General features: G+C 70.1%; 8 protein-coding genes. 2 read left to right on the top strand and 6 right to left on the bottom strand.

What is annotated here, in order from left to right; translation table 11 throughout:
* Nucleotides 1-234: 234 nt before the first annotated feature.
* The 6 genes from BKE38_RS05990 to BKE38_RS05965 all read right to left on the bottom strand — a co-directional run bounded on the left by BKE38_RS05990 (nt 235) and on the right by BKE38_RS05965 (nt 5,591).
* The gene (locus BKE38_RS05990; protein ID WP_083747325.1) at nt 235-1,071 is read right to left on the bottom strand and encodes a transporter substrate-binding domain-containing protein; all 837 of its coding nucleotides are present in this window, start codon (nt 1,069-1,071) and stop codon (nt 235-237) included.
* A gap of 86 nt (nt 1,072-1,157) precedes the next feature.
* On the bottom strand, nt 1,158-2,069 hold the full coding sequence (locus tag BKE38_RS05985) for a polysaccharide deacetylase family protein (protein ID WP_076956451.1): 912 nt from the start codon (nt 2,067-2,069) through the stop codon (nt 1,158-1,160).
* Complete coding sequence (locus BKE38_RS05980; protein WP_076956450.1) at nt 2,056-2,889, bottom strand: ABC transporter substrate-binding protein; 834 nt, start codon at nt 2,887-2,889, stop codon at nt 2,056-2,058. Before BKE38_RS05980 ends, BKE38_RS05985 begins: the two co-directional genes overlap by 14 nt.
* A 13-nt stretch (nt 2,890-2,902) precedes the next feature.
* The gene (locus BKE38_RS05975; RefSeq protein ID WP_165694119.1) at nt 2,903-3,697 is read right to left on the bottom strand and encodes an amino acid ABC transporter ATP-binding protein; all 795 of its coding nucleotides are present in this window, start codon (nt 3,695-3,697) and stop codon (nt 2,903-2,905) included.
* Nucleotides 3,694-4,542 (bottom strand): amino acid ABC transporter permease, encoded by an 849-nt coding sequence (locus tag BKE38_RS05970; protein ID WP_106409138.1) that lies wholly within the window; start codon nt 4,540-4,542, stop codon nt 3,694-3,696. Before BKE38_RS05970 ends, BKE38_RS05975 begins: the two co-directional genes overlap by 4 nt.
* 104 nt (nt 4,543-4,646) lie before the next feature.
* The gene (locus BKE38_RS05965) at nt 4,647-5,591 is read right to left on the bottom strand and encodes an N-carbamoyl-D-amino-acid hydrolase (RefSeq protein WP_076956449.1); all 945 of its coding nucleotides are present in this window, start codon (nt 5,589-5,591) and stop codon (nt 4,647-4,649) included.
* Nucleotides 5,592-5,713: 122 nt separating this feature from the next.
* Here BKE38_RS05965 and BKE38_RS05960 point away from each other — a divergent pair, with 122 nt between their 5' ends.
* Together BKE38_RS05960 and BKE38_RS05955 are read left to right on the top strand one after the other, a co-directional pair.
* Entirely contained in the window at nt 5,714-6,673 is a 960-nt protein-coding gene (locus tag BKE38_RS05960; RefSeq protein ID WP_083747324.1) for a LysR family transcriptional regulator, read from the top strand.
* Nucleotides 6,674-6,724: 51 nt separating this feature from the next.
* Complete coding sequence (locus tag BKE38_RS05955; RefSeq protein ID WP_076956448.1) at nt 6,725-8,761, top strand: putative bifunctional diguanylate cyclase/phosphodiesterase; 2,037 nt, start codon at nt 6,725-6,727, stop codon at nt 8,759-8,761.
* The last annotated feature ends 133 nt before the right edge of the window (nt 8,762-8,894 follow it).

The raw sequence follows: 8,894 nt of genomic DNA, 5'->3' as shown, positions 1-8,894 counted from the left end.
CCCGTGGCGTCGAATTTTTCTTCGGTCGGGTGCTGAGCTTCCAGCGCTTTGCTGTCACCGATTTCGGCGATCTTGTTGTGGCGGATCAGGATGGCCTGGTGCGCGATCACTTCACGGCTGTCGTTGCAGGTGACGAGGGCGGCGTTGGTGATGAGCATGGCGGATCCTGACTGAAGGCGGGGTCCGGGGGGATACTATCCCCCCGGCGGGGGTCTGGGGGCGGCGCCCCCAGTCTTACGGCTGCCCGGCGTCGATCGTGATGGCGGAAACAGCCTGGCCGGCGATCCCATGCTTCTTCAGGATCTCGGCATAGGTCCCGTTGGCGATCAGCCGCGACAGCGAGGCGGCGATGGCGTCGCGGAGGGCGGTCGATTCCTTCGGGAAGGCGAGGCCCGAGAGGTTGTTGGTGATCGGCTTGCCGACCGCGGCCCAGACGCCCGGCTCCTGGATCTGCAGATGCGCCACGAACTCGGCGCCGAGGATGGCGCCCTGGCTGCGCTCCTGGCGCAGGTCGGTGCGCGAGGCGGTGGCGCCATTGCTGCCGACGACGTTCATCGCCGGGCGGTTGGCGGCGGCGCAGTTCTTCTCGCTCCAGGCCTGGGCGGAGGGGAAGTAGTTGGTGAAGCGCGGCGTGGAGACCGCCTTGCCGCAGAAGTCGATGGCCTCGCGGATGGTGGCGGCGAGCGCCTGGGTGGTGAAGAGCTGGCCGCCGGTGGTGATGTAGTCGACGAAGCTCAGCTTCTCGCGCCGGGCCGGCAGGTCGGTCATCGAGGTGCCGCTGAAATCGATGCGGCCGGTGGTCAGCGAGTTGATGATCTGCTCGAAGGACATTTCCTCCCAGCGGATTTCGACGCCGAGGTCACGGCCGATGGCGGTAACCAGGTCGACATTCACGCCGCGCCGCTCGTTGGTGGCGGGGTCCTTGTAGGCCATGGGCGGATAGGTCGCCTCGATGCCGACGCGGATGAAGCCGGCGCTGCGGATCGAATCCGGCAGGCTCTGGGCCATGGCGGGGGCGACGCCCAGGGCGACGGCAAGGCCGGCCGCGAGCAGGTGCTTGATCGGGTTCAAGATCAGTCTCCTCAGGAAGCATGCCGTTTTTCTGTGCGTTTTTTTCGTGGGGGGCGGCCTTGTTGAGCCGCCCCCGGGTCGTCACCTCAGGCCGCGTTGCCTTCGCAGGCGATGAAGTGGTCGGCGATCTCGGCGCCGGTCGCGATCCAGACATCCTTCAGCGCCTGGGTGTGCTGCAGGAATTCGCGCAGCAGCTTCAGGCGCATCGGACGGCCGCTGCATTGCGGATGCAGCACGGTGGTGACCATGCCGCCCCAGTCGCGGACCTCTTCCAGCTCGTCGGTCCAGATGGAGAGGACCTGCTCGCGGGTCAGCAGCGTGTGGCGGCTGTAGCGCTGCGAAAGGCCGAGCAGCCAGTCGTCGTAGCAGGCGGTCACCGGCAGCTCGACCAGGCCGGGCGTGTCATCGGCCAGCAGGTGGCGATAGGGCCGGACGTCGTCGCGGAAGGAGGAGGTGTAGACCAGGCCGCGATCCTTCAGCAGGACGCGCAGCTCCTCGCAGAACTCGCCCGACGGGGCGCGGTAGCCGCGCGGCACCACGCCCAGGCGGCGCTTCAGCGTCTCCAGCCCGCGATCCACCTCTTCCACCAGCATCGGGTCGCCGGGCTGCGGCATGACGTGGTGGAAGCCGTGATGGCCGATCTCGTGGCCGTCCTTCAGGATGGCCTCGCACATCGCCGGATGCGCCTCGACCGACCAGCCGGTGATGAAGAAGGTGGCCTTCAGCCCGAGCTCACGCAGCAGCTGCAGCAGCTTCGGCGTGCCGACGCGCGCCTCGTAGCCGCCGAAGGACATGGTCACCAGCTCGCCGTAGCGGGCCGGGTCCTTGGCGGTCCAGGCGCTTTCCGCATCGACGTCGAAGGACAGGAACATCGCCGCCTTCTGCCCCGCCGGCCACGGATATTCCGTGGCGAGCGGCGCGCGGTTGGCCGGCAGCAGCGGCAGGGCGTCGAGCCCGGCCTTCAGCCCCCCGGCAGACAAAGCGTCAGTTGCCGCCATTGATCTGCACTTCCGGGATCATGCTCGGGGTCAGCTGCCACTTGGCGGCCAGCTTGGCATAGGAGCCGTCGGCGATCAGGCTCTTCAGCGCCTCGGCCAGCGCCTGCTGCAGGCCGGTCTCGTCCTTGCCGGTGGCGATGCCCATCAGGGTGTAGCGCACCGGCTCGCCGACCAGGGCGTAGGTGTTCGGCTCCAGGCCTTGGATATAGGGCAGGGTCTCGCCGCCCTGCATGGCGGCGTCGATGCGGCCCTGGCGCAGCTGGGTGCGGGCGTCGGCCGAGCCTTCGGTGGGCACGTATTCGATCGCCGGGCGGCCTTTGGCCACGCAATTGGCGTCGCTGTAGGTCTTGATGTCGTTCGGCAGCGCGGTGCGGCGGCTGGCGCCGACCCGCTTGCCGCAAAGCGCCTCAGGCGTCGGGAACTCGCCAGCGCGGCTGGCCTGGGTGAAGAACTGGCTGCCCGAGCGCAGGTAGTCGACGAAGGTCGCCGTGTCCTGGCGGGTCTTCAGGTCGGACATGCCGGACAGGATGATGTCGACGCGGCCGGTGCGGACCGAGGCCAGCATCTGGTCGAAGCTGGTCTCCTGCCACTGCATCTTGACGCCGAGCTTGGCGGCGATGGCCTCGCCCAGCTCGATGTCGAAGCCGGTCAGCGCGTTGGTCTGCGGGTCGCGCATCTCCAGCGGCGGGTAGTTCGGCACGACGGCGGCGATGATCGCGCCGCGCGAGCGGATGTGCGACGGCAGCTCGGCGGCCTGGGCAGCGAAGCCCATGACCAGCGGGGCAAGGGCGGTGGCGGCCAGCGCCAGCTTCTTCAGCATCAGGAGACTTCCTTCAGGACAGAACAGCAGACAGAAAGGCGCGGAGCCGCGGCTCCTGCGGGTTGCCGAGGACCTCGGCCGCGGGACCCTGCTCGACGATGGCGCCGCGGTCCATGTAGACGACGCGGTCGGCCACCTCGCGGGCGAAGCCCAGCTCATGGGTGACGACGATCATGGTCATGCCGGAGGCCGCCAGCTCCTTCATCGCCGCCAGCACCTCGCCCACCAGCTCGGGGTCGAGGGCGCTGGTCGGCTCGTCGAAGAGCATCAGCTTGGGCTTCATCGCGAGCGCCCGGGCGATGGCGACGCGCTGCTGCTGGCCGCCGGAGAGGTTGGCCGGGTAGCTGCCCGCCTTGTCGGCGAGGCCGACGCGGGCCAGCAGCGCCTCGGCCTCGCGCACGGCCTCGGCGCGGTTGCGCTTCTGCACCTGCACCGGGCCCTCGATGATGTTCTCGAGCGCGGTCATGTGCGGGAAGAGGTTGAAGCGCTGGAAGACCATGCCGGTGGAGAGGCGCTGGCGCGCCACCTCCTTCTCCGGCAGGGCGTGCAGCTTCGTCCCGTCGATGCGCCAGCCGGTCAGCTCGCCATCGACCCAGATGGCGCCGCTGTCGATGGTCACCAGCTGGTTCACGCAGCGCAGCAGCGTGGTCTTGCCGGAGCCCGAGGCGCCGATGATGCAGAGCACCTCGCCGGCGCGGACATCGAGGGAGACGCCGGCCAGCGCCTCGAAGTCGCCGAACTTCTTGCGGACGTCGACGATGGCGACCAGCGGCATGGTGGCGGGCGGCATGGTGGAAGACTGGCTCATCGGGCACCCCCGGCGCCGCGGGCGAAGCGGCGTTCCAGCAGCATCTGCAGGGGCGTCAGGATCGAGACGATGATCAGGTACCAGATGGCGGCGACGATCAGCAGCTCGATGACGCGGGAATTGGCGTAGTAGATGTTCTGCGCGGCGTGCAGGATCTCGGCGAACTGGATGACGCTGGCCAGCGAGGTCAGCTTCACCATGCCGATGAACTCGTTGCCCAGGGGCGGGATGACGACGCGCATCGCCTGCGGGAAGATGATGCGGCGCAGCGCGCGCAGCCGGGTCATGCCGATGGCCTTGGCCGCCTCATACTGGCCGGTATCGACCGAGAGCATGCCGGCGCGGATGACCTCGGAGGTATAGGCGCCCTGGTTGATGCCGAGGCCGAGCAGGGCAGCGAGGGCCGGCGTCATCACATCGACGGTCCGGACCGAGAACTCGCCGAAGCCGAGCCGCGGGAAGATCAGCGCCAGGTTGAACCAGAGCAGCAGCTGCAGGATCACCGGCGTGCCGCGGAACAGCCAGGTGTAGCCCATGGCGACGCCCTGCAGCACCGGGTTGGGCGACATGCGCATGACGGCCGTGATGACGCCGAGCGTGATGCCCAGCGCCATGGCGCCCAGCGTCATCCACAAGGTGTTGTAGAGGCCGGTCATGATGGCGGGCGCGGTGAAGAAGCGGCCGACGAAGTCCCATTCGATCTGGCCGACGGCGAAGGCGCGCGCCAGGCCCGCGATCAGCAGGATGATGATGGCGACGGCCAGCCAGCGCCCCCAGTGCCGGTTGGGCACATGGGTGTAATGGGCGATGTCCGGCAGCGAGGCGGCGGCATTGGGCGCGGGCATGGCAGCGGGCTCCCCCCGTCATATGGATGCGCCGCCCCGGAGGCAGGGGCGGCATTCGGCGTCGGCGAAACGGTCGGGGGCCAACGGCCCCCGAAACCAGAAGATTAACGCTTGGGCGGCTCGGCGCCGGTGCGCTCGGTGATCATCGAATACATGTCCGGGCGGCGATGGGCGGCGAAGTTGAACATCTTCTGCTTGCCCTGCTGCACCAGGTCCAGGTCGCAATCGGCGAGGATGACCTCGTCGCCCAGCGTCTTCGCCTCGGCGACGATGCGGCCGTTCGGATCGACGATGCAGCTGCCGCCGATCAGGCCCGAGCCGTCCTCGTCGCCGGCCTTGGCCACGGTCACCGCCCAGCAGGCATTCATATAGGCGTTGGACTGGGCGGCCAGCTGCGAGTGGAAGGTGCGCAGCCCCTGGTCCTCGCTGTCGCCGCCATTCGGGTCATAAGCGGCCGAGTTGTAGCCGACGACCATCAGCTCCATGCCCTGCAGGGCATAGACGCGCCAGGCCTCAGGCCAGCGGCGGTCGTTGCAGATCAGCTGGCCCATGACGGGGGCGCCCCAGGCGTCGGGGCCGTAGAAGGCCGGGAAGCCCATGTCGCCATATTCGAAGTAGCGCTTCTCCAGCTGCTGGAAGGTGGCGCCGGCGCGCGGCTCGACGGAGCCGGGCAGGTGCACCTTGCGGTACTTCTGCAGCACGCTGCCATCAGGGCCGACGGTGATCGCCGTGTTGAAATGCTGGCCCTCGGCGGTCTTCTCGGCATAGCCGACATAGAAGCCGACGCCGAGTTCCTTGGCGCGATCGAAGAGGGCCTGCGTCTCGGGATTCGGCATGGCGGCTTCATAGTACTGCTCGAGCTCGGCGCCTTCGAGCAGCCAGCGCGGGAAGAAGGTGGTGAAGGCGAGCTCAGGGAAGACCACGAGCTGGGCGCCCTGCCCGGCCGCCTGCTCCAGCAGGGCGATCATCCGGGCCAAAATGGCGGCGCGGCTGTCGGCACGCTGGTTCGGACCCATCTGGGCGGCGGCGACACGCAGGATACGGGGCATGGGCAAAACCTCGGCTGACCTCGGGATGTCGGTCATCTTCGCACAAGCCTTGGGCAGATCAATTCTCGGCGTGATGATGATTTGCGGGAAACCATTTGGCAGCGTTATACCCTGCCCAAATCATGACCCTTCGCCAGCTTGAAATTCTCCGGGCTGTCATCCGGCACCAGACCACCATGGCCGCCGGGCGGCTGCTGGGCATGTCGCAGCCGGCGGTCAGCAACGCGGTCAAGCAGCTCGAGGCGCAGCTGGGCTTCCCGCTGTTCGAGCGGATCAACAACCGGCTGTTCCCGACCGAGGCGGCCCGGCTGATCCATGCCGAATCGGAGCCGCTCTTCGCTCAGCACGCAGCGCTGGAGGCACGGCTGCAGGAGCTGCGCCAGGACAAGACGGGGCGGCTGCGGCTGCTGGCGACGCCCCCGCTCGGCCATGGCGCCATCCCTCAGGCCCTTGCCCGGATGCTGGGGCGGCAGCCGCGGCTGCGCATCACCTTCGACGTCCGCCGCCTGGACGAGGTGGTGGAAGGGGTCGAGAGCGGGCTGGCCGAGCTCGGCGTCGGCGTCAGCCTGGAGGCGCGGCCTGGCCTGTCGGTGCGCCCGCTGGCCGAGAGCCGCATGGTCTGCGTCTGCACCCCCGACCATCCGCTGGCGCGCGAGCCGGTGGCGCGCCCGGCGTTGCTGCGCCCCTGGCCCTTCATCGCGCTGGAGGCCGGCACCCGCATGGGCCAGGCGATCCGCCAGGCCTTCGCCGAGGCGCGCGAGCCGTTCCAGCCGACGGTCGAGGTGCGCTACGCCGACACCGCCCGCGCCCTGGCGGAATCGGGGGTCGGGGTCGCCGTGGTCGATCCTTTCTCCGCGCGCAACCGGCGGCAGCCGCTGACCGTGCTGCCCTTCGAGCCGGCCATTCCGGTCACCGCCAGCGCCTTCTGGGCCAGCCGCCTGCCGCTGTCGCGCCCGGCCGAGACGCTGCTGCGCGAGATCCGCAGCCTGCTGGAGCAGCCGGAGATGCCAGCTGGGGCGCCACCGCTGCGCCCGATCTCCTCCCCGCTTCATCCGATGGCAAGAAATCTGCGCGAGGCTTGACCCTGGTCCTGTCGGGCGGATGCGCCGCGCCGGCTGTCCCGGGAGCCTGCCATGCCGCCCAGCCTCGCCCCTTCCGATCCCACCGGACCCGCCGCCGCCGCGGCAGGCGACGCGCGGGGCGCGGGTCTGGCGGCGGCCGGTCTGATGGAGGCGGGTCCGGAGCCGGCGGCGTCCGCCCGGCGCCGTCGCTTCTTCGGGCTGGGGGTGCCGCGGCAGCGGACGGACCGGCTGAACCGCCATGTCACGCCGCTGATCACGCTGATCTCGCTGCTGGCGGCGGCGGCCGCGCTGGCCTTGGCCATCGTGCCGCCGGCCAGCTACTTCCTGGCCGGGCTGTCGCATGCGCAAGGCGCGCTGGAGGGCCGCACCGGCCGGCTGGCGCTGGAGATCAGCCGGCTGTCCTGGCGGCTCTACGAGCCCGGCGGGCTGCAGGGGCTGCAGCTGGCGCTGGGCAGTCCGGAGATCGAGGGCGGGCTGGAGCAGCGCCGCATCCTGACCCCCGACGGCCGCGTGCTGGTCCGCTCCGGCCCGCCGGAAGCGCTGCAGGGGCCGCTGTTGACCCGCCGCGCCCTGGTCTATGGCGACGCCCAGGCGATGGCCGAGGTCGAGGTCACCCGCTCGATCCGCGGCCTGGTGCAGGAGACGGTGCTGATCGGGCTGCTCTGCGGCGGGCTGGGGCTGATCTGCTGGCTGCTGCTGCGGCTGCTGCCGGTGCGGCTGCTGGACCAGGCACTGAGCCGCGCCGCCTATCTGGCCGCGCATGACACGCTGACCGGCCTGTCGAACCGCGCCGCCTTCCAGGAGAAGCTGGCGGAGGAGCTGCTGCGCGCCAACCGCGACGGCGGCGGGGTGGCGCTGCTCTGCCTCGACCTCGACCGCTTCAAGGAGGTCAACGACACGCTGGGCCATGGTGCCGGCGACGCGCTGCTGCGCGAGACGGCGCGGCGGCTGGGCCAGGGGCTGCGCGCCAATGACAGCCTGGCGCGGCTGGGCGGCGACGAATTCGCCATCATCCAGACCAGCGCGCCGCAGCCCGAGGGCGCGGCCAGCCTGGCGGAGCGGCTGCTCGGGCTGCTGGCGCCGCCCTACGACCTGAACGGCACGCAGCTGACCCTGGGCGTGTCGATCGGCATCGCGCTCAGCAAGGCGGGGCAGACCCCGGCCGAGCTGATCCACGATGCCGACGTGGCGACGGTGCAGGCCAAGCAGGACAGCCGCGGCAGCTTCCATTTCTTCGCCCCCGAGATGAATGCCCGGCTGCAGGAGCGCCGCGCGCTGGAGCAGGACCTGCGCCGCGCCGTGGCGCGGGAGCAATTTCGGGTCGACTACCAGCCGCTGATGGACCTGCGCAGCGGCCGCATCGCCGGGGCGGAGGCGCTGCTGCGCTGGCACCGGCCCGGCCACGGGCCGGTCCCGCCCGACATCTTCATCGCCATTGCCGAGGAGACCGGGCTGATCCTGCCGCTGGGCGCATGGGTGCTGACGGCGGCCTGCCACCAGGCGGCGCGCTGGCCGGCGCCGCTGGTGGTGGCGGTCAATGTCTCGCCGATCCAGTTCCGCCACGGCGATTTCTGCGACACGGTGGAGGCGGTGCTGCGCGCCTCCGGTCTGGCGCCGGAACGGCTGGAGCTGGAGATCACCGAGAGCCTGCTGCTGCAGGACACCGAGGCGGTGCTGGCCACCCTGGCCCGGCTGCGGGCGCTGGGGGTGCGGATCGCCATGGACGATTTCGGCGCCGGCCATACCAGCCTCGCCTATCTGCGGCGCTTCGCCTTCGACAAGATCAAGATCGACCGCAGCTTCGTCCAGGGCATGGAGGAGGATGCCAATGCCCTGGCCATCATCCGCTCGGTGGTGCAGCTGAGCCGGACGCTGAACATCCGCGCCAATGCCGAGGGCGTGGAGACGCCGGAACAGGCCGAGATCCTGCGGCAGGAGGGCTATGCCGAGGCGCAGGGCTATCATTTCGGCCGCCCGGTGCCACCGGAGCAGTTCGCCGCCCTCCATCTGCTGCCGCCGGGGTCGCATCCGCCGCCGCCCGGCCACCACGTGCCGCCCCTGGCCCCGGCCCGGGCCGCCGGGGAATAGCGCCCGGCTTTTCGGGGGTCCGGCGGCGGGGACGTCTTAATGCGTGTTGACGGCGGGGGGCATTCCAGCGCACCTCCCCCCGTTCAGCCCGCCGAACCAGACCCCCGAACCGATCCTCCCGACAAGGCAGAGT

This window comes from Teichococcus deserti, assembly GCF_001982615.1.
Classification (GTDB): domain Bacteria; phylum Pseudomonadota; class Alphaproteobacteria; order Acetobacterales; family Acetobacteraceae; genus Pseudoroseomonas; species Pseudoroseomonas deserti.
Note: the sequence above shows the minus strand (reverse complement) of the source record. Positions and strands in the feature narration are given on the sequence as shown.

What these genes read in the sequence shown, in the direction of transcription:
- BKE38_RS05985 (WP_076956451.1), bottom strand. Translation starts at nt 2,069, where the DNA reads ATGGCGGCAACTGACGCTTTGTCTGCCGGGGGGCTGAAGGCCGGGCTC.
- BKE38_RS05980 (WP_076956450.1), bottom strand. Translation starts at nt 2,889, where the DNA reads ATGCTGAAGAAGCTGGCGCTGGCCGCCACCGCCCTTGCCCCGCTGGTC.
- BKE38_RS05975 (WP_165694119.1), bottom strand. Translation starts at nt 3,697, where the DNA reads ATGAGCCAGTCTTCCACCATGCCGCCCGCCACCATGCCGCTGGTCGCC.
- BKE38_RS05970 (WP_106409138.1), bottom strand. Translation starts at nt 4,542, where the DNA reads ATGCCCGCGCCCAATGCCGCCGCCTCGCTGCCGGACATCGCCCATTAC.
- BKE38_RS05965 (WP_076956449.1), bottom strand. Translation starts at nt 5,591, where the DNA reads ATGCCCCGTATCCTGCGTGTCGCCGCCGCCCAGATGGGTCCGAACCAG.
- BKE38_RS05960 (WP_083747324.1), top strand. Translation starts at nt 5,714, where the DNA reads ATGACCCTTCGCCAGCTTGAAATTCTCCGGGCTGTCATCCGGCACCAG.
- BKE38_RS05955 (WP_076956448.1), top strand. Translation starts at nt 6,725, where the DNA reads ATGCCGCCCAGCCTCGCCCCTTCCGATCCCACCGGACCCGCCGCCGCC.